We start from the raw sequence: 18,954 nt of genomic DNA, 5'->3' as shown, positions 1-18,954 counted from the left end.
TCATCACGCCTTGACGCGATCCGCTTGAGCCAGCCGCCGCGCCCGAAGTCGGTCTGCGGGGTGTGCCTTTGATTTTCGCGCATGTTTCCGGTTAGGCGCATCTAGGTCTAGCGCGGGCCCGTCTTGTGGCCCTGCATAAGTTGCCTTTCAAATCAAACACCTGCTGACATCGCTTTGCGAACCGACATTTGCGCGTCAGACCGTAAGAGGCCAATGGTTCAGTCATTGACCTCTGCGCTGTTCGATCGCGTCATGCATCATGCCAAGACCGTCGTGATCGAAGGCAGGAGCTATCGCATGAAAGACCAGTGGGACCCCGAACTCTCCGCTTGATGCTGCTTAGTGCCGTGAGTTTCAAACCGCCCGTTTCGCGTGAAATTGAGACCGCCGCTCACAACATCGAGTTTGGCGGGATTACTTCCCTAGAAGCAGGCGCAACCGCACGGACCTACCTGGCAGTGAGCACAGCGAGACAAGCGATAGGGGCACTCGTGGCGGTCAGGTGCCGACGGCATTGCGCAGGATCCCTTAATGCAGAGGATCTTCAGCGTGAAGTCGAGCGAATTCGCGGGTACCGAGGCCCGCTATGTATTTTCACTTGCTTGCCCTGTATCTGAACCTTTTTTCAGCGCACCGCTTATCCATCGCTCCCCGGAAGCCTTGAGATGAGCACGCATCGCTGTCTGCGCCGCGATAGGATCGCCAGCCTGCAAGGCCCTCAGGACCTCTTCATGTTCGCGTACCGCTTCGGTCCAGGTTTGAGGGCTTTCTGTGTGACCGCGCATGGCGGCCGCGATTGGATCGTGGCGGCTGTCGAACAACTCGCCCACAAAGCGACTGAGCACGGAGTTCCCCGCAGCCTCCGCGATCAGCATGTGGAATTGCCGGTCCGCTTCAACGGGGGATTTGCCCGCTGCTGCAAGTCTGCGCATCCGCTCGATCGAGCGACGCAGGCGATCGAGCGTGGCGGCGGTCATGCGCGCTGCGGCGAGCACCGTTACGCTGCCTTCGATCGCAGCGCGCGCCTGCATGAGTTCGGACGGACTATCGCCAAGTGATCCCACCGCGCTCTCATCATCGATACCTGTCTCACGCACATAGACGCCGGATCCGACACGGATCTCGACCTTGCCACCGATCTCCAGTGCAATAAGCGCCTCACGTAACGAGGGCCGCGAGACGCCGAGCTTGATGGCTAGTTCCCGCTCTGGTGGTAGACGCTCCCCCGCCGGGAATTCACCCTGACGAATCAATGTGAGGATCTGGGTAGCGATGGATTGGTAAAGCCGCTTGGGTTCTGTTGATTTCACGATGAGGTTCGGTGCCTGCCAGCTGCCGACAAGTTGAACGGCCTATAGAGTCTAGCATTTCGGCTGAAGTACCGTGGGACAAGCGATTGCGCCCGTCCCAGGGTTTTCCTTATGGGTAAGACCAGTTAACGAAAATCATATTGGCTTGACCAATAACTGAGTTTACCGTCTAATCCGTCTCAATTGGACTGACCAGCGCGAAGCCAGGTCGGCCATTTCAAAGGAGACGAGATGAGCGTGCCCAACGGGCTGCCCAGCCTGGATGCAGAACTCCATAAGCCACCAAACGAGGAGATCCTTCGCCTTGAAGGTATCGGAAAGCGCTTCCCGGGCGTGATCGCACTCGATGGCATCAACCTCGATCTGCGCTGCGGAGAGGTCCACGCCATTTGCGGCGAAAACGGGGCGGGCAAGTCCACGCTGATGAAGATCATCAGCGGGCAATACGGTCCGGACGTCGGTGTGATCCGCTATCGCGGCGAGGCCGTGCAGTTCCTCTCGACTTCCGAAGCGCAGACCGCAGGCATCGCGATCATCCATCAGGAACTGAACCTGGTGCCGCATCTGAGCGTGGCGGAAAACCTCTATCTGGCACGCGAGCCCAAACGCGGACCCTTCGTCGATACGCGCAGGCTTAACGCGGATGCAACGCGTTGTCTTGCACGCATCGGGCTGGATGTGGCGCCCACGACGCTGGTCGGGACGCTCTCGATCGCGCAGCAGCAGATGGTCGAAATCGCGAAGGCGCTTTCGCTCGACGCTCAGGTACTGATCATGGACGAGCCGACGTCGTCCCTCACGGAATCGGAAACGGTCCAGCTATTCAGGATCATCAAGGAACTACGCGCTGCGGGCGTGGCGATTCTCTACATCTCGCATCGGCTCGACGAGATGGCGCACATTGTCGATCGCGTGACGGTTCTGCGCGATGGCCGCCACATCTCGACCGATGACTTCGCTGCGCTGAGCGTCAACGATATCGTTGCGCACATGGTCGGTCGCTCGCTTGAGGACGCCTATCCGGCTAGGCAATCGTCTCCTTCCGAAGAGGTGCTGCTGAGCGTGAAGGATCTGCACCGCAACGGTGTCTTCGGCCCGGTCTCATTCGAGCTGCGCAGAGGCGAGATTCTCGGATTTGCCGGCCTCATGGGCGCTGGCCGCACCGAGGTTGCGCGCGCAATCTTCGGCGCTGACAGGCTGGATAGCGGAACGATCACGCTTCATGGTCAGCCGGTGAGCATCCGCTCACCGAGAGAGGCCATCCGGCACGGGCTCGCCTATCTGTCCGAAGACCGGAAGAGGGAGGGCCTCGCCCTGATGATGCCGGTTGCCGCGAACATCACGCTGGCAAATGTGCGCGCCATTGCATCACGCACGGGTTTCCTGCGCTTTCGGGAGGAGCAACAGATCGCCGAGCGATACGTCAAGGAGCTGGCGATCCGGACGCCATCGGTCAATCAGATCGTACGCAATCTTTCCGGCGGCAACCAGCAAAAGGTCGTGATCGGCAAGTGGCTCTATCGTGGCTCAAAGATCCTCTTTTTCGACGAGCCGACACGCGGTATCGACGTTGGGGCGAAGTTCGCCATTTACGGGTTGATGGACCGGCTCGCCGCCGAGGGCGTCGGGGTCGTCCTGATCAGTTCGGAGTTGCCCGAACTGCTCGGCATGACAGACCGGATCGCCGTCTTCCACGAGGGCCGCATGACTGCGGTTCTCGAAACCGCACATACCAGTCAGGAGGAAATCATGCACTACGCTTCGGGGCGCACCCATGCTTGAAATGACATCAGATTCGACCCAGGCCGCGAGGCAGACGGCCCAGCAACGGCGCCGCGACCTTATCCAGAAGTTTGCTGCATTGGGCAGCCTGGTCGTGCTCCTGGCGGCATTTTCTGTGACGAGTTCGGCCTTCTTCTCGGTCGGCAACCTGATGACCGTCTGCCTGCAGGTGACGTCCATCGCCTACCTGGGCGTAGCGGCTACGTGTGTCATCATAACCGGCGGCATCGACCTCTCGGTCGGCTCCGTTCTTGCACTCGCGGGAGTTTCCGCAGCACTACTGACAAAGGCTGGCGCGCCCGTGCCGGTCGCGATGCTGTGTGGGGTACTGGTCGGCGCGCTGTGCGGGACCGTCAACGGAATCTGCGTGACGCGTATGGGGTTGCCGCCGTTCATTGCGACACTGGGCATGATGCTCGTCGCGCGGGGTCTGGCGCTGCAGATCACCGGCGCGCGTCCGGTTTCAGATCTGGGTGACGCGTTTGGAGCACTCGGAAACGGGGCGTTGCTTCGCGTCTCCCATATTGGCGCAGACGGATTTCCGGACACAACGTTTCCGGGTATCCCCTATCCGGTCGTCATCATGATCTTCCTGTTCGTCGCAGTCTCCGTGTTGCTGTCAAAGACCTCGCTTGGCCGCCACATCTACGCGGTGGGCTCGAACGCGGAAGCAGCGCGGCTTTCCGGCGTGAACGTTCAGGGAGTGACGCTTTTCACGTACGTCCTCTCCGGCGCCATGGCTGGAGTGACGGGCTGTGTGTTGATGTCCCGACTCGTCACCGGGCAGCCCAACGAGGGTGTCATGTACGAGCTCGACGCGATTGCCAGCTCGGTCATCGGCGGCACTTCGCTGATGGGCGGTGTGGGGACGATCTCGGGAACAGCGATCGGGTCGTTCGTCATCGGCGTCCTGCGCAACGGGCTCAACATGAACGGCGTATCGAGTTTCATCCAGCAGATCATCATCGGCGTCGTCATTCTCGGCACCGTCTGGATCGACCAGTTGCGAAATCGCAAGCGGTAATCACACGAAGTTCAACCACCACACGAAGTTCAACCACAAGAGAGGAGCGAGACATGCGAAAGCTATCCCTGCTGACGGTATCGGCGATGTTGTGTGCAGCGTTCAGTACCGGCGCCTATGCTGCAGGCGGCGAGATCGCCGTGATCGTCAAGACGGTAAATTCGAACTACTGGCAGAACGTCCAGAAGGGCGCGAACGCGGCGCTTGCAGAAACGAAGGGCTATACGATGACCTTCCAGGGGCCGGCCGCCGAGTCGGACATCGCCGACGAGGTGAACATGGTCGAGAACGCGGTCAACCGGCACGTGGCAGGTATCGTGCTGGCGCCTTCCGATCCTGACGCTCTCGTGCCTGCCATCAAGAAAGCCTGGGAAGCACATATCCCGGTGGTGCTGATCGACTCGGCAATCTCGGACTCGGGCAAACCGTATTACCAGTCGTTCCTCTCGACCGACAACGAGAAGGCGGGCGAACTGTGTGCCCAGGCACTGATCGCTCGCGTAGGACAGACGGGCAAAATTGCAGTCATGTCGTACGTGCCCGGCGCCGGGTCGGAAGTTGGCCGGGTAGGCGGCTTCCGTAAATACATCGCGGCCCATTCGAAGCTGCAGATTGTCGGACCTTACTACTCGCAGTCGCAGATGGCGACAGCACTGAACCAGACAACCGATGTGCTGTCCGCGAATCCGGATCTGAAAGGCATCTTCGGCGCGAACGAACCGACCGCGGTTGGCATGGGACGCGCGCTCAAGCAGGCGGGCAAGGCTGGCAAGCTGGTGGCGGTCGGTTTCGATGGCAATGAGGATCTGCAAGGCTTCGTTCGCGACGGCACCATCCAGGCGATCGCCGTTCAGGGGTCGTGGCAGATGGGGAACAAGGGAATCCAGACGGTGGTCGGCGTCATCGAACACAAGCCCGTCGCGAAGCTGGTCGATACCGGTGTAGTCATGGTCGACAAACCGAACCTCGACTCCCAGGAAGCGAAGAACGTCCTCTACTGATGGTGGCCGATCTGCGACGAAGCCATCTGGCTCGTCGCAGGGAGCCTTCACGGTATTCCCCTGACACCTGCCTCCCCGGTTTATGAATGCTTCCGAAAAACGCGCCTTACCGCGCAGTGGCCTCGAACTGACCAGGCTTGGCCTTGGCTGCTCCCAGCTCGGCGGCCTCTACCGTGCCATGTCGGCCACCGATGCCTGCGCATTGCTCGACGCAGCCTGGTCCGCAGGCGTGCGCTACTTCGATACCGCGCCGTATTACGGCTATACGCTCTCTGAGCGGCGCGTCGGGCAGGCACTCGCGGCGCGCCAGCGCAACGCTTTCACGCTGAGCACGAAAGTAGGTCGTTTGATGCGCCCCGATGTCGGCGTCCAGCCCGGTGAGGATGGCTGGGCTGAACCGTTGCCGTTTCGCCCTGTGTTTGACTACAGCTACGAGGGCATCATGCGCTCGTACGAAGACAGCCGGCAGCGCCTCGGCCTCGCGCGCATCGATGTCCTGTATGTCCATGACATCGGCAGCCTGACCCACGGTGATCGACATACGCACTACTGGAGCCAGCTCACGGCCGGCGGTGGGTTTCGCGCGCTCGAAGAGCTACGCGCGGGCGGCGAAGTACGCGCCGTCGGTCTTGGCGTCAACGAGTGGGAAGTCGCCGTTGATGCATTGAACGAAGCGTCGCTCGACGTCATTCTGCTGGCCGGCCGGTACACCTTGCTCGAACAGGGTGCGCTGGAGCCGCTGCTCGATCGCTGCACCCGCTTTGGCACAGGCGTCGTCGTGGGCGGGGTATTCAATTCCGGCATACTCGCTGGCAACGGCAAGTTCAACTATTCGGAAGCGCCAGCCGAAGTCGTCGGTAAGGTGCGTCGCCTTTCTGCTCTATGTGAGCGCTTCAATGTTCCACTTCCTGCAGCGGCGCTGCAGTTTCCATTCGCGCATGACGCTGTCGTTTCCTGCGTGATCGGTGCGCGTAGCGTTTCCCAGCTGCAGCAGAACATCACGTGGCTCGAACAACCCGTGCCGGCGGACTTCTGGGGCGCGCTTGGCCAGGAAGGACTGATCGCCGCAGATGCGCCCGTCCCCGGGAGTCGTCAATGACCCCGCGCATCGACGCACACCAGCACTACTGGCGCATCGGAGCACGAGCCGGTCACTGGCCTCCACGCGAACTGGTCACGATCTATCGGGACTTCGGCCCCGAAGATCTTGCGCCGGAACTCGACGCAGGCCGTATCGACGGAACCGTGCTTGTGCAGTCATTGCCTGTCGAGGAAGACACGCAATATCTGCTTGACCTTGCCGGGCAGACTGAGTCTGTGCGGGCGGTCGTCGGCTGGGTCGACCTCAAGGCGGTGGATGCGGCGGGCCGTGTCGCGCGATTTGCGGCCCACCCAAAGGCTCGCGGCCTGCGCCCGATGCTTCAGGACCTGTCTGACGACGCGTGGATCGACGATCCCGCACTGGATGTCGCGGTTGAGGCGATGCTGGCGCACCAGCTTCGCTTCGATGCCCTGGTGATGCCGCGTCATCTCGATTCGCTGCATGCATTTGCGCTGCGTTATCCCGATCTGCCGATCGTCATAGACCATGGGGCAAAGCCGAATATTGCGATGGACGAACTGGAGTCATGGCTGCCAAAGATGGTTCGGCTCGCGAGCCTGCCAAATGTGCATTGCAAGCTATCCGGTCTGTGGACCGAGGCAGGCGCGTTGGTTGATGGTAACGCGTTCCGCGAGCGTAGCCGGCCGTATGTCCGTGTCCTCGCGGATTTGTTCGGTCAACAACGATTGATGTGGGGTAGCGACTGGCCCGTGCTTCGTCTTGCTACCGGTTGCACAAGCTACAGCGAGTGGCTGGCCGCATGCGAGGCAGACTGCGAGAGCTGGTTTGGATCTGCTGCGCTCGCCGACATTTTTGGTGGTAACGCGAGCCGTTTTTACCGGATTGGCACACCGAGTCACCATACCTGACCTGATCGAGAGGATATCAACATGCTTAGCGTGATCTGCGAATCACCCGGGGTACTGCGCGCCGAGGAGCGTGAATTACCCGCGCGGGGTGACGGCGAAGTACTGATGCGGGTCAGCCGTGTCGGGATTTGCGGTACCGATCTGCATATTTTTACCGGCAGTCAACCCTACCTCCAATACCCGCGCGTAATGGGTCATGAACTGTCCGCAGTGGTCGTCGAGGCGGATCCTGACTCGGGGTTCGCGGCTGGCGACGGCGTCTACGTCATGCCCTATCTGTCGTGTGGACACTGCGTCGCATGCCGTCAAGGCAAGACGAACTGCTGCGTCAACATCCAGGTGCTGGGTGTGCATCGCGATGGCGCACTGACCGAGTATCTCAGCGTGCCTGCGCAGTTCGTGCACAAGGCGCAAGGGGTGTCGCTCGATCAGGCGGCCATGCTCGAATTTCTTGCCATCGGCGCACATGCCGTGCGGCGTGCCGATGTGTCGCCCGGTCAACGGGTGCTGGTGGTTGGGGCTGGCCCGATTGGCATGGCTGCGATGATCTTTGCCAGGCTGCGCGGTGCCACGGTCGTTTGTCTGGACACGCGCGCGGACCGCCTTGAATTCTGCAAGTTGCATATGGGCGTCGATGCAACGGTCGCGGTGGGCCCGGACGACGTGGCGCAACTCGCATCGCTCACGCATGGCGAGTTTTTTGACGCGGTCTTTGACGCGACCGGCAACATCGATGCGATGAACCGCGGCTTTGCCTTCGTCGCGCATGGCGGCAAATACACCCTCATCTCGATCGTGCCGGGTCAGGTGACATTCTCCGATCCGGAATTTCATAAGCGCGAGACCACGTTGCTTGCAAGCCGCAACGCTACCGCCGCCGACTTCGAAACCGTGCTGGAGGCGATGCGTTCGGGCCGCATTCCTGACCAGGCGTTGAATACGCATCGCATGCGCCTTGACGAGGTGCCCGAAGCATTTCCGCGATTGCTGGGACCCGGGCAGACCGTTGTCAAGGCGTTGGTCGAATGTTGAATTACATGGCGAAGCAATCAGGACAGGCAGCATGAGCACACCCATTCTTCAGTTCGGCACCAGCCGGTTTCTCCTGGCCCATGTCGCCTTTTTCGTATCGCAGGCTCTCGAGCGCGGCGACGCGATTGGCGGAATCGGCGTTGTGCAGACCACGGGCAATCCGTCGAGCCGGGCGCGTATTGCCGCGCTTGCGCATGCACGCAGTTATCCGGTCCGCATTCGGGGCAGGGAAGGCAGTGTGGCGGTCGATCGCGTCGTCGATTGCCACGCCGTCCAGAAGGCCTGGGTCGCCGATCTCGACTGGGCGGACATTCGCCACGTGACGATCGAAGAGGTGCGGGTCATTGTCTCGAACACGGGCGATGCCGGTTACCGGCTTGACGACCGGGATTCGGCGGACATGCTTGTTGGCGACGAACAGGTGCCGCACAGCTTTCCGGTGAAGCTGCTGGTTCTCCTGCATGCACGTTGGCAGGTGCGTCCCGATGATGGTGTGTCGATCTTTCCCTGCGAACTTGTCGAAAACAATGGCAACACGCTTCGCGATATCGTGCTCGGCGTGGCACGGCGATGGGGAATGCCGGCGACGTTTATCGGGTATCTGCAGCATAGCTGCGTCTGGGTGAACTCACTGGTCGACCGGATCGTGTCCGAGCCGATCGACCCGGTCGGCGCAATCGCCGAACCGTATGCACTATGGGCCGTCGAGCGGCGTACGGGCATGGAGTTGCCATGTGTGCACGAGCAGATTGTGGTGACAGACGACCTGCGCACCCATGAGCGTCTGAAGCTCTTCTTTCTCAATCTCGGCCACAGCTGGCTCGCCGATCGGTGGATCAACGAGCGCCGCCCGTCGAACGAAACGGTGCTGGTGGCGATGAGCGATCCCCGACTTCGGGACGGTATCGAGGGAATCTGGCACGAGGAGGTCTTGCCGGTGTTCGACGCATTGGGCCTGCAGAGTGCCGCGGAGCGCTACATCGAAAATGTGCGCGACCGGCTGCTCAATCCCTGGCTGGCTCATCGTATCGCGGACATTGCGACCAATCACGGAGAAAAGGTCAGACGGCGAATAAAGCCGTTGATCGAACTCGCGGATTCGTTGTCGCTTACGTCTACACAGCCGCGCTTGCGAAGCATGCTGGCCGCGCAGAACCGCCTGGACGCTATAGAAGGGAGGCACGCATCATGAACGTGGAGACGTTTCTGGTGCTTCACCGTGAAGACAACGTTGCAGTTGCGCTTCGCGCGCTGGATGCAGGCACGCAGATCGATACGAATGGGCAGCAGGTTCAGGTCCTGACGCCCGTGCCTGCCGGTCACAAGGTGGCGATACGGAACATCGCCCGCGGCGCGTCCGTGACAAAGTATCAGCAGACGATTGGCGTTGCGCTATGTGACATCGCTGCGGGCGAACACGTTCACGTACACAACGTCGACATGCCTGAACGTCATGGGAGTGGGCAGTCGGGCCACGAAACGGCGCTTCGGGCTGCAGAGATCGACCGTTCCGACACGTTTCAGGGATTCGTGCGGCAGGACGGTCAGGTAGGAACGCGCAATTACATCGGCGTTATCGCGAGCGTCAACTGCTCGGCTAGTGTTTGTCATGCGATAGCGGATGCGTTCCGGGGGGCAGCCATGGAGGCCTTCAGAAACGTGGACGGTGTTGTCGCGATTACGCACCAGAGCGGATGCGGGATGTCGGCCTCCGGTGACGGAATCGCGCTATTGCGTCGGACACTGGCCGGTTATGCGCGCAATCCCAATTTTGCGGCCGTGCTGTTTGTCGGACTGGGTTGCGAGGTCAATCAGGTCGAGGATCTCGCGGCATCGTTGCGAGCGCGCCATGACGGGTCGATCAGAACGCTCGTCATCCAGGACGCGGGCGGTTTCCGCGAGGCGGTGACGCGCGGAGTCGCGATCGTACACGAACTGCTCGAAGTGGCAGATCGTGCCGTGCGCACAACAGTACCTGTGGCGCGGCTGAAAATCGGGCTGCAGTGCGGCGGTTCGGACGGGTACTCGGGAATCACCGCCAATCCCGCGCTCGGTGTGGCGGTCGACCTGATCGCACGCAATGGCGGCTCCGCAATCCTGTCGGAGACGCCGGAGATTTACGGGGCAGAACATCTGCTGACGGCTCGGGCAGCGTCGGATGACGTCGCCGAGCGTCTACTCGCGAAGTTGCGGTGGTGGGAACGCTACGCGGCGGAAAATGGCGGCGAAATGAACAACAATCCGTCGCCCGGTAATAAGGCAGGTGGCATCACAACGATTCTTGAAAAGTCACTGGGAGCAGTCTCGAAAGCAGGCGGCACCGTACTGAACGCGGTCTACGACTATGCTGAGCCGGTATCTGAAAGCGGCCTCGTATTCATGGACACGCCGGGCTACGACCCGGTGTCGGCAACGGGGCAGATAGCGGGAGGGGCTAACCTGATCTGCTTTACGACTGGACGCGGCTCAGTCTTCGGTTCCAGGCCGGCTCCCACTATCAAGATTGCAACCACCACGGACCTGTTCGAGCGAATGCGCCCGGACATGGACTTCAACAGCGGCGACATCGTCGACGGTCGTCTGAGCGTCGAGGAAGCAGGGATGCAACTGTTCCAGTTCATTCTGGAGGTCGCATCGGGAAGGCGAACGTGCAGCGAGGAAAACGGAATCGGTGATCGCGAGTTCGTTCCCTGGCTGCGGGGGGCGATCATGTAACGGGCGATGCCCGGGTATGGTATGCGGGGAGCGGAGCTGGATTGCGAGGAACAGATCGAAAGCAGCGTATCCGGATTGTCGGCCCAGGAAGCATGGCAGGAATTCCGGTTGTCGTCGCTTGAACAATCACTTGTGCAGGAAGCGTTGTTGCTGCTTGTTGACGCGCGGACACGGGCGATGGAACTTACTGTGACTCCCGCATTGTTGACCAGCAAATCCCCTTGGGCGGATATCACAACCCGAGGAGATCGCAGCGGCCGTCGTGTGGCTATGCTCCGATGCGGCTTCCTTCGTGGTTGGCGTAGCATTACCCGTTGATGGGGGCGCAACTGCTCGCTAACAACGTTCAATGGTTTCAGCGGGGGGCATGCAGGGTGACTAACGCTGCTGCCAACAGCGCGTCTGGCCGAAAACCAATGCGTCCCGATGCGTCGTAGCGGAATTCAGGCTGAAGTCGCCGCCACGCTATGCACGCGCTCGCAACACCGAGCCAATGGTCGACGAGATGATCGGAGGCCAGCCTATTCGCAGTTGCGAGGGCGTATGCTGTCCCGCGCGTGTTGCAATCGCAAGGCGGACGGGCGTCCCGATCACGGGCGCGCCGACGTTCGGTGCGATATGCACTTACAAAAGCATCCGTTTCGCACAGCCCGGAATTGATAGTTTTCTTTATCGGATAGAAAGCATGAATCAGCCACAACGCGCCGTTCTGTGTGCGACACTCGCGCTGCGAGATGGAGATGTCGCGAACTTCATCGACTGGCACACGCGTGAGCATCTGGTTGAAAGGCTCGGAATTTCTGGGTTTCTCCGCGGACGGCGTTTCGTGCAAACGGATGCGAGTACGCGATATCTGATTATGTACGACGTCGAGAGTCTGGCTGCTCTATCGCAACAGGAATATGTCGACCGACTCAACAACCCGAGCCCATGGACCCGAGCGATTTTGCCCACCTTTCGGGACGGCAAGCGTTCGGCGTACCGGCTCATATCGGAGCAAAGTTTGTTGGATTTCCAGCGCGACGAACTCACCTGTGACCGGCGAAAACGGTTGGGCATATTGAATATCGACGAATCTGGGAGCTGCTATCGGCTGCAGGTGCGCGTCGGTAGGAACGTTTAGATCACGTTTGACGTCATGCCCGCCGTAAGTTCTTCGAGCTGCACGCCAACCACAGCAGCCAGGTCGCGGGGCACACCCAGCCGTTCTTCGCTGCGCTTTTCGACATCGAGCGTGACGCAGCAGAACTGTCAGCGCTTGTTTGGCCACACCGTATCGATACCCGGTTAGAGCTGGGATAATCGTACTTTTGGTGCGAAAAATGGCGCCACGTGTTCGTCGAACCGCGCGCAGCAAAGCTTTGCAGGCCGTCATGTTTAGCACGATTGAGGCGCCCTGCAAGTCATTGACTAGTCGAGGTTTCTCGAGCTGAACCGCCAGAATTCGCACGAGAAGTACGATTACCCCACACAAGGCTCGCCGACCACGAGTCCGTGGTCGGCGAGTTGTCGGTCGCGGATTTTTCCATCCTTGGCTGGGCGTGGCGACACGAGCGGCACAAGGTCGACCTTGCGGACTACCCCGACGTCACGCGATGGTACGAGGCGCTGTTCGAGCGCCCCGCGGTACGACGTGGCTTTGAGGTCAAGCTCGACTGACCTCGAACCATGAGTTGACTGAAACAGTTACTACGCTTCAGGGCTTTTGCCAAGGGATAGGAACGAGAGCGGAGGGGTCCGTGCGGACATCGATCAACGTCGGACTATTCGTTTCTAAAGCGACCTTGAAGGCACTCTCGAATTCCGAGGCGTGATCGACGCGCCAGGCTTTCACGCCGAACGTCTGGGCGACCGCAGCCAAGTCGACGCCCCCGAATTTCCAGTTCTTCTCCAAGGCGGGAGATTCGTCCCAGAGAGGTCTTTCCTGATTGAAGCCATGGTTGTCGTTGACCACAGTGACCGTATTGATTCCGTAGCGGACGGCGGTCTCCATTTCGGCCATGTGGTAGTAGAACGCACCGTCACCGGTAAAACAGACCACCGGCCGATCGGGATTGGCGCACTTGGCGCCAAGCGAGGCGGGGTACGCCCAGCCTAACGAGCCTGCAGCGCGAATCAGCGATTGACCCGGCCGATCCAGATAAATATTACGGGCCGCCCATCCAGCGGAATGGCCCGTATCCACAGCAACCAATGCGCCGTCCGGCAAGGAGTCGGACAGCATTCGGCAAAGACGTTCGGGCCGGATAGGCGAGACGGTCGAGTGCTCATGTTCGGCTGCGAGTTGCGTCCATTGCTCGCGTAGCGCGGCAATGTGCTGGAGCCACTCCGGCTGACCGATCGGTCCCGTCAGCTCGGCACTCAGTTGATCGAGGACCATGGCGGGGTCCCCCAGGAGGCCGACGATCAACGGGTAGTTCCGCCCCAGTTCCCGCGGGTCGATGTCGATTTGGACCGCGGGTACGCCAGGTGTCGGAACCGACCATTGTCGCGTGACCATGCCGCCTGTCGTGGACCCGACGAACAGGACAAAGTCCGCCTGCGATACCGCGATGTTCGCGGTATCGCGCGAGTAGTCACCGACCACGCCGATGGAAAGCGGATCGCTTTCGGGCATGACCGCCTTGGCATCGAGCGAACTGGCGACAGGGATGCTCGCGCGACGCGCAAAGTCCACCAGAGCCGCTTGCGCCCGCGATGCCCGAATGCCTGATCCGCACACGATAATGGGACGCTTAGCCTGACGCATGGCGGCAGCGGCTTTTCGAACGTCGTCCGGCGGTGCGGCGGGGCGAACCGCCGGGCATGAGCCATAGCGCGGCTCAGGCGGCATCGAAGATTCGATCTCTTCCGTTAGCGAGGCGCCCCAATATCCTCCGAGTTCAAGATGCACGGGGCCTGGGGTGCCAGTCGTCGCAACCCGGAAAGCCTGCGGGAGCAGATCCGGCAGCCGTTGTGCCTTTTCGACCCGGGCGCTGAATTTGGAGACACCTGCGTAGATCGAACGCTGGTCGTATTCCTGATAAAAGTTGCGCTCCCGTGTGTCAGGCGTGCTGCCGCCCGTGATGGCCAGTACGGGAGACTTGGCCATCAATGCATCGACCAGACCTGCCGCGAGATTCGCCGCTCCGATTGCCTGCGATGCGCAGACGCCGACGCGCCCGCTTTCTCGGGCGTACCCGTCTGCCATATAAGCGGCGGCCTTTTCCGAGTGCGTGACGACTGACTTGACGCCAATCGCGGTCAATTCCTTGATGCCGGGCGGAATGATCATCGGCACGTTGAAAAAGTGATCGACGCCGTAGGCCTTGAGGGACTCCGCGAGAATACGATTGCCTGATGCTTTTACCATGATGAATCTGCTCAGAAGATTTTTGACGACACGTTGACGTTCACGTGCGATGCCAATCACAGGCTAACGGCACGCGAAGACCGAAGCGGTGGCATTGATCTACAGCGTTACGCGCAGCACCTTCGCCGGGCGCAGACCGTCGGGCATGGGGGCTTTGATCCCGCCGTCAGTGGTGACATACACAACGCGGCCATGCTCTGACGGGTTTCGGCTCCAGGCAGCTGCCGTAGGTCCGATCATCAGATCGAAAACTGGATTTCCAATCACGCTGTCTCTCGGACCTGCATTACCATCGGGCGTAAGGGATACGCGATCAAGGGTGTTTTCGCGGTGAGTGGTGACTAACGCGACTCCGCTCTCTTCGTCGATGCAGAAGTCGTCTCCCATCATGCCCGTCGCAACGAGCTCGGGCTCGCCTGCCGGGTCGAATGTGTGCGGGTCCACGGCAACCCGCATGAAGGTCTGCTGGGCTGTGTTCGTGTAGTAGAGGTAATGGGTTTTTGCCGCGTAACGCACGCCATTCACGCCAGGCTGATCGGGCATGGGCCCGTGCGGCTTGTGCGTCATGCTGTCATGTCGGAGCCATTCACGCGCGGTCGCCGACATGCCGTTGTCTTCAAGGTCTATCCGCCACATTTTGCCGGCGAAGCAATCGGCAATGAGGATTGTCCTCGGTCCCACAAGGCAACTGCCGTTGACCATTCCAACACCATCCTCCAGTTCGAGGACAACGTGGGGCGAAATGGGCACTTCGGGCGTCCAGCCACGCAGATCGAAACGGTAGATGCGGGCCCGTCCTTTTCCTGTTGCCACGTAGAAGACATCCGGCTCCGCTTCCACGATGCCCATTGCCATCATGTCGAAGGTATGGAGGAGAACCGGGTCGACCAATGCCCCGCGCTCGGGCGGGATGTACCAGAGCTGCTTGTGGGACAGCACGGTCACGAGGAACGAGCCATTTGCTCGCATAACGAAGTTCTCAAGAAAATAGCCAGGTGGAAAGGAAGCGACTTCAACCACATGGACGGATGTGCCGACATTCATCTGTTACCTCAATTTTCGTATTGCTAGGCAAATGAAGACTCAACCTTCATCGATGCAATCCCACCGCGTTGGCGGGAACGTCATAAGCGCGTAGCGTCAGGGAGACGGTGGTGAAATATCCGATAAAGGCGATGAGATCGGTAAGTCCAGCGTGCCCCAGTAGTTCGATGGCCCGGTGAAACAGGCCGCTTGGGACGATCCGGGGCTCAAGCAGCGTCGATGTCAGTTCGTAGACGATCTGTTGGCGAGGATCCTCGAACGACGTGTGCAGGCCTGCAATCAGGGCCTGGGCTTTTTCGGCGGGTACACCGCCGACGACTTCTGCTATCCATTCGTGCTCGTAGCTGGAATAGGCGGCGGCCAACTTCCCGCTTGTGAGACTGACCGCAATTTCGATCTCAGCTTTGGACAACGTGGACTCACTCTGATAATGAAGTCCCATTTGCAGCATCACCTCGATCAGCTTGCGATTCTGCAGCCAGATCTTGTACGGACCGGGCACCATCCCGCGGGCTTCCATGACGAGGTGATACGCCGCTTTCTCTTCGTCGCTCATCTGGTCGAGCGGATGTTCCTTGAGCCTGCCAAACGTTCCATAGTCCTGGGTCCTCAGTTTTTCTTCTGTCTCGAGCAGGACTCTGACTGCTTCTCGATCGATGGGCATTCCGTCTCCTTGGTGGATCGCTCTTATGATGTATGGCTGGCCCCGAGCCTCGCGCGCGACGGATGAACGGTGCCGCGGCGCGTGGCCGCGACAGCCCGCGCTGATCGCTTGAACGAGGGTCGACCGCGCGCGCCGCAACGCGACGCATCGTTCGGACACCTAGTTAGCGATCGGAACCGGGAAGAAGGGCTTCAGCATCTCTCCCGCGATTTCGAACGGAGCAGCGTCGATCAGCATGAAGGCGGTGACCGCGGGCTTGTCGCTCCGATTGATCCAGGTATGCGTGCAGCCGCGGAGGACTACGACGTCGCCGGCCTTCAGATGAACGACCTGGCCTCCCTCCAGTTCGAGGTCAATTTCGCCGCTCAGGACGATGTCGTAATCGATCGTCTGCGTTCGGTGCGGAAAGAGTGCATGGCCCGGCTCCCAGTGGGTGATTCTGAACGTTGTGCCCTGGCCGCTACCAACGTAGTTGTAGTCGTTATAGACTTTTATATACCCCTTGCGTTGCCTGCTCTCCGCATCTGCCGATATGTCCACGGGCATGGTGTCGGTAGACCATATTTCCGACCCGGTTATATTTCGACCCACGCCCCTGGATACGGCCGGGATGACCTCGTCACTGATGACGATGGCCGCACCTGTGTCGTTGTGCCCCGCCACAACGCGCCTAACTTTAAACGCCATTTCGCACACTCCTTACGCAGCGGTTTCCTGGCTCTTGTGGGTAGCCAGGGGATGAGTGCCTCGCGTTTCAAATCGAGACCCCGGATAGAAAGCCTGGGAAAACGCGGGCCGTCTCTCGACTCGGGCGAGCCAATCGGCCACGCGAGGCAAGTCGTGCCAAACGCGGGCGAGACCGATGTCCGACATGCGCACGAGCGTCGGAACGAGTGTAATGTCGGCCAACGTAAATTGCTCTCCGACCATCCAGGGCCCGTCAGCCAGAGCACGGTCCATGCGCACGACCGTCTCCCGCAACATTTCAACCGAGCGTGCTTCTTCTCCCTGGGAGGAGCCCTCTCGTCCGAGGTGTTCGTAGAAGTGCTTCCTTACGGTCCTCTTGGCGTTCAACGATTCGAGCTCCTCATCCGATTTATTCGCCCAGAGATGCTTGATGTAGCCGTTAAAGGAGGGAACTCGGATTGCCGCAGTGGGAACCTCGTCGATGAACTGTCTCCAGGCGCGCATCCTTGCGCGGCCGTAAGCATCAACTGGGGAAAGCGGGACATCTCCGAAGACCTCGTCGAGATACTCGGCAATCACCGAGGAGTCGATGATGACGTTGAGTCCATGCGTCAGTGTCGGGACGACACCATTTGGATTGAGCTTTAGATACCGATCGGACAGATGTTCACTCTTGAGGGCGTCGACTCGATAGTCCTCGTAAGGCAAAGCCTTTTCCGCGAGAACGAACCGCACCTTCTGACTGCATGTTGAAGTCGCCCAGTTATACAGGGTCAGTTTATCCTCGCTCATGGTGCTCCTCCTTCGAACGAAAAAGGTCATTGTCTTTGCCGAATACGGCTGCTCCTCCGTCGTTGTTGCCCGCAACAACGCGCCTTCCTTCAAACGCCACTTCGCACACTCCTTACACAGGTTCAGGTGGTCCTGCTTGAAGACAGGCTATCCCAGGAGTGGGGCGTCCGCCAGACAGGACAGCCTGATTGCTATCAACAGAATCTTTCGCCCGCACGATGCTGTTTTCATCGTTCGACAGGCGCCTCTCATGTGCCTTGCCCGCGAGCGATAGTGGAGAATCCTGATATCGGTGATAAAAGAGATTTCCCTCCTTTCGGCGCACCATGAAGGTTCATCGGCTGAAATCAAGTCATAGACCGCTACACGCACTAGACGAGAAAGGTCTCGTCTATCACTGGCATCAGGGTGCTGCATTAGCGCTCACCGCCGAAACAGCTGGAAAGCGGTTGAGGGGCGCGGTGGACGGCACTGCCAATGCGAAAGATTCTGTTGATAGCAATCAGGCTGTCCTGTCTGGTGGACACCCCACTTTCGGGATAGCCTGTCGTCAGGCCGGACCCCGAGCCATCGCCGAAAGCTGTTGGCGGTTGTGCCGCCAGATCCGCAACTCCTGGGCACAGCAGCTGGAACTGCGCCGATGGTGCAAATCGATTTACGAAGGATGACTAATGGATGCCCTGCTATTACACACTCAGCCCGCCTCGCAAACGTCTACCGTCGAGGCGGAACTCAACTATCTCGCCCCGGGCAACGCCAGGCCTGTCAACTACACATTCGAGCCGCCTGCGGGAACGCCGTGGAGTTCGGGCAAGATCGACGCACGGCGCGTGACGATCCACAACGCACGTCCGCTTGCGGAAGCCGGCGAGATCTCGCTCGACCGCAACGGCTTCCAGCTCGTTTCGCATCGCAGCGCGGTAAGCGACTTCAGCGACGACACGCTGATACGCTGCGTCTATCGCCCCGAAGCCGAGGCGTTGCTGCGGAACTTGACGGGGGCCGAAAAGGTCATCGTCTTCGACCATACGATTCGTGACAGCGCAAACGGCTCGCACGCGAATCCCGCACTTCGCCTGCCCGCGCGTCGTGTGCATAACGATCAGACGTTCGTCTCCGGACCGCGCCGCGTGCTCGACCATCTCGATGCCGAAGAGGCGCAACAGCGGCTCCAGCATCGCTTTGCGATCGTCAATCTGTGGCGCCCGCTCCGCGTGGTGGAGCAACTGCCGCTCGCGCTGTGCGATGCGCGCTCGATTGCCGCCGCCGATCTCGTTCCCAGCGACCACGTCTACCGCGACCAGACCGGCGAGACCTTTTCGTTTCTCGCGAATCCGCAGCATCGCTGGTACTTCTTTCCCCGCTTGCGTCCCGACGAAGTCCTGCTGCTGAAGATCTACGATTCACTGGAGGATGGCACGGCGCGGCTCACCGCTCACACCGCATTCGAAGATCCTACGAGTCAGGCTGACGCGCCTGCGCGGCGCAGTATCGAATTGCGCGCGCTTCTGTTCTGGCCGGCGAGCAAGGACACGCCGATCAGGGCAAGAGCAGCGATAACCTGATCGAAATAAGGCGTG

17 protein-coding genes and 2 pseudogenes are annotated in these 18,954 nt (G+C 60.2%); 13 read left to right on the top strand and 6 right to left on the bottom strand.

Annotation, left to right across the window (positions count from 1 at the left end; all coding sequences use genetic code 11):
• Nucleotides 1–213 precede the first annotated feature (213 nt).
• Nucleotides 214–333, top strand: a complete 120-nt coding sequence (locus M3A49_RS32415; RefSeq protein WP_266232616.1) for an ATP-binding protein — start codon at nucleotides 214–216, stop codon at nucleotides 331–333.
• Nucleotides 334–584: 251 nt separating this feature from the next.
• Here M3A49_RS32415 and M3A49_RS32410 read toward each other — a convergent pair whose 3' ends face one another.
• The gene (locus tag M3A49_RS32410) at nucleotides 585–1,310 is read right to left on the bottom strand and encodes a FadR/GntR family transcriptional regulator (protein WP_266232615.1); all 726 of its coding nucleotides are present in this window, start codon (nucleotides 1,308–1,310) and stop codon (nucleotides 585–587) included.
• Between the two features lie 231 nt (nucleotides 1,311–1,541).
• Between M3A49_RS32410 and M3A49_RS32405 the strand changes: the two genes are divergently transcribed.
• The 11 genes and pseudogenes from M3A49_RS32405 to M3A49_RS32355 all read left to right on the top strand — a co-directional run.
• Nucleotides 1,542–3,092 carry a sugar ABC transporter ATP-binding protein gene (locus M3A49_RS32405; RefSeq protein ID WP_266232614.1) on the top strand — a complete coding sequence of 517 codons (1,551 nt, stop codon included), beginning with the start codon at nucleotides 1,542–1,544 and terminating at the stop codon, nucleotides 3,090–3,092.
• Nucleotides 3,085–4,116 (top strand): ABC transporter permease, encoded by a 1,032-nt coding sequence (locus M3A49_RS32400; RefSeq protein WP_254339439.1) that lies wholly within the window; start codon nucleotides 3,085–3,087, stop codon nucleotides 4,114–4,116. Before M3A49_RS32405 ends, M3A49_RS32400 begins: the two co-directional genes overlap by 8 nt.
• A 53-nt stretch (nucleotides 4,117–4,169) precedes the next feature.
• On the top strand, nucleotides 4,170–5,117 hold the full coding sequence (locus M3A49_RS32395) for an ABC transporter substrate-binding protein (protein ID WP_266232613.1): 948 nt from the start codon (nucleotides 4,170–4,172) through the stop codon (nucleotides 5,115–5,117).
• Nucleotides 5,118–5,199: 82 nt separating this feature from the next.
• Entirely contained in the window at nucleotides 5,200–6,216 is a 1,017-nt protein-coding gene (locus M3A49_RS32390; RefSeq protein WP_266232612.1) for an aldo/keto reductase, read from the top strand.
• On the top strand, nucleotides 6,213–7,088 hold the full coding sequence (locus M3A49_RS32385; RefSeq protein ID WP_266232611.1) for an amidohydrolase family protein: 876 nt from the start codon (nucleotides 6,213–6,215) through the stop codon (nucleotides 7,086–7,088). Before M3A49_RS32390 ends, M3A49_RS32385 begins: the two co-directional genes overlap by 4 nt.
• 21 nt (nucleotides 7,089–7,109) lie before the next feature.
• The gene (locus M3A49_RS32380) at nucleotides 7,110–8,120 is read left to right on the top strand and encodes a zinc-binding alcohol dehydrogenase family protein (protein ID WP_266232610.1); all 1,011 of its coding nucleotides are present in this window, start codon (nucleotides 7,110–7,112) and stop codon (nucleotides 8,118–8,120) included.
• A gap of 31 nt (nucleotides 8,121–8,151) precedes the next feature.
• The gene (locus M3A49_RS32375) at nucleotides 8,152–9,312 is read left to right on the top strand and encodes a mannitol dehydrogenase family protein (RefSeq protein ID WP_266232609.1); all 1,161 of its coding nucleotides are present in this window, start codon (nucleotides 8,152–8,154) and stop codon (nucleotides 9,310–9,312) included.
• Nucleotides 9,309–10,835, top strand: a complete 1,527-nt coding sequence (locus M3A49_RS32370; RefSeq protein ID WP_266232608.1) for a UxaA family hydrolase — start codon at nucleotides 9,309–9,311, stop codon at nucleotides 10,833–10,835. Before M3A49_RS32375 ends, M3A49_RS32370 begins: the two co-directional genes overlap by 4 nt.
• A 211-nt stretch (nucleotides 10,836–11,046) precedes the next feature.
• A pseudogene (locus M3A49_RS32365) lies at nucleotides 11,047–11,175 on the top strand (SDR family oxidoreductase); the annotation flags it as partial.
• A gap of 345 nt (nucleotides 11,176–11,520) precedes the next feature.
• Complete coding sequence (locus tag M3A49_RS32360) at nucleotides 11,521–11,958, top strand: hypothetical protein (protein ID WP_266232607.1); 438 nt, start codon at nucleotides 11,521–11,523, stop codon at nucleotides 11,956–11,958.
• Nucleotides 11,959–12,308: 350 nt separating this feature from the next.
• Nucleotides 12,309–12,494, top strand: a pseudogene (locus M3A49_RS32355) (glutathione binding-like protein); the annotation flags it as partial.
• Between the two features lie 37 nt (nucleotides 12,495–12,531).
• Here M3A49_RS32355 and M3A49_RS32350 read toward each other — a convergent pair.
• The 5 genes from M3A49_RS32350 to M3A49_RS32330 form a co-directional block, all read right to left on the bottom strand.
• Entirely contained in the window at nucleotides 12,532–14,247 is a 1,716-nt protein-coding gene (locus tag M3A49_RS32350) for a thiamine pyrophosphate-binding protein (RefSeq protein WP_266232606.1), read from the bottom strand.
• A gap of 39 nt (nucleotides 14,248–14,286) precedes the next feature.
• Nucleotides 14,287–15,231: a hypothetical protein gene (locus tag M3A49_RS32345; protein WP_266232605.1), complete on the bottom strand. Its 945-nt coding sequence runs from the start codon at nucleotides 15,229–15,231 to the stop codon at nucleotides 14,287–14,289.
• A 46-nt stretch (nucleotides 15,232–15,277) separates the two neighbouring features.
• Nucleotides 15,278–15,895 (bottom strand): hypothetical protein, encoded by a 618-nt coding sequence (locus M3A49_RS32340; protein ID WP_266232604.1) that lies wholly within the window; start codon nucleotides 15,893–15,895, stop codon nucleotides 15,278–15,280.
• 159 nt (nucleotides 15,896–16,054) lie between these two features.
• On the bottom strand, nucleotides 16,055–16,582 hold the full coding sequence (locus M3A49_RS32335) for a cupin domain-containing protein (RefSeq protein WP_266232603.1): 528 nt from the start codon (nucleotides 16,580–16,582) through the stop codon (nucleotides 16,055–16,057).
• A gap of 12 nt (nucleotides 16,583–16,594) precedes the next feature.
• On the bottom strand, nucleotides 16,595–17,374 hold the full coding sequence (locus M3A49_RS32330) for a glutathione S-transferase family protein (RefSeq protein ID WP_266232602.1): 780 nt from the start codon (nucleotides 17,372–17,374) through the stop codon (nucleotides 16,595–16,597).
• A 671-nt stretch (nucleotides 17,375–18,045) separates the two neighbouring features.
• On the opposite strand from M3A49_RS32330, the gene M3A49_RS32325 reads away from it, so the two are divergent.
• Complete coding sequence (locus M3A49_RS32325; protein ID WP_266232601.1) at nucleotides 18,046–18,939, top strand: CmcJ/NvfI family oxidoreductase; 894 nt, start codon at nucleotides 18,046–18,048, stop codon at nucleotides 18,937–18,939.
• Nucleotides 18,940–18,954: the final 15 nt, after the last annotated feature.

The organism is Paraburkholderia sp. CNPSo 3076 (assembly GCF_026343935.1).
GTDB classification, from domain to species: domain Bacteria; phylum Pseudomonadota; class Gammaproteobacteria; order Burkholderiales; family Burkholderiaceae; genus Paraburkholderia; species Paraburkholderia nodosa.
This window is presented reverse-complemented; position numbering and strand designations above follow the sequence as displayed.

Bases quoted from the DNA above. Each gene is read 5' to 3' on its own strand.
- M3A49_RS32380 (WP_266232610.1), top strand. From the start codon at position 7,110: ATGCTTAGCGTGATCTGCGAATCACCCGGGGTACTGCGCGCCGAGGAG.
- M3A49_RS32390 (WP_266232612.1), top strand. From the start codon at position 5,200: ATGAATGCTTCCGAAAAACGCGCCTTACCGCGCAGTGGCCTCGAACTG.
- M3A49_RS32330 (WP_266232602.1), bottom strand. From the start codon at position 17,374: ATGAGCGAGGATAAACTGACCCTGTATAACTGGGCGACTTCAACATGC.
- M3A49_RS32415 (WP_266232616.1), top strand. From the start codon at position 214: ATGGTTCAGTCATTGACCTCTGCGCTGTTCGATCGCGTCATGCATCAT.
- M3A49_RS32325 (WP_266232601.1), top strand. From the start codon at position 18,046: ATGGATGCCCTGCTATTACACACTCAGCCCGCCTCGCAAACGTCTACC.
- M3A49_RS32400 (WP_254339439.1), top strand. From the start codon at position 3,085: ATGCTTGAAATGACATCAGATTCGACCCAGGCCGCGAGGCAGACGGCC.
- M3A49_RS32405 (WP_266232614.1), top strand. From the start codon at position 1,542: ATGAGCGTGCCCAACGGGCTGCCCAGCCTGGATGCAGAACTCCATAAG.
- M3A49_RS32385 (WP_266232611.1), top strand. From the start codon at position 6,213: ATGACCCCGCGCATCGACGCACACCAGCACTACTGGCGCATCGGAGCA.
- M3A49_RS32335 (WP_266232603.1), bottom strand. From the start codon at position 16,582: ATGGCGTTTAAAGTTAGGCGCGTTGTGGCGGGGCACAACGACACAGGT.
- M3A49_RS32345 (WP_266232605.1), bottom strand. From the start codon at position 15,231: ATGAATGTCGGCACATCCGTCCATGTGGTTGAAGTCGCTTCCTTTCCA.
- M3A49_RS32370 (WP_266232608.1), top strand. From the start codon at position 9,309: ATGAACGTGGAGACGTTTCTGGTGCTTCACCGTGAAGACAACGTTGCA.
- M3A49_RS32360 (WP_266232607.1), top strand. From the start codon at position 11,521: ATGAATCAGCCACAACGCGCCGTTCTGTGTGCGACACTCGCGCTGCGA.
- M3A49_RS32375 (WP_266232609.1), top strand. From the start codon at position 8,152: ATGAGCACACCCATTCTTCAGTTCGGCACCAGCCGGTTTCTCCTGGCC.
- M3A49_RS32340 (WP_266232604.1), bottom strand. From the start codon at position 15,895: ATGCCCATCGATCGAGAAGCAGTCAGAGTCCTGCTCGAGACAGAAGAA.
- M3A49_RS32395 (WP_266232613.1), top strand. From the start codon at position 4,170: ATGCGAAAGCTATCCCTGCTGACGGTATCGGCGATGTTGTGTGCAGCG.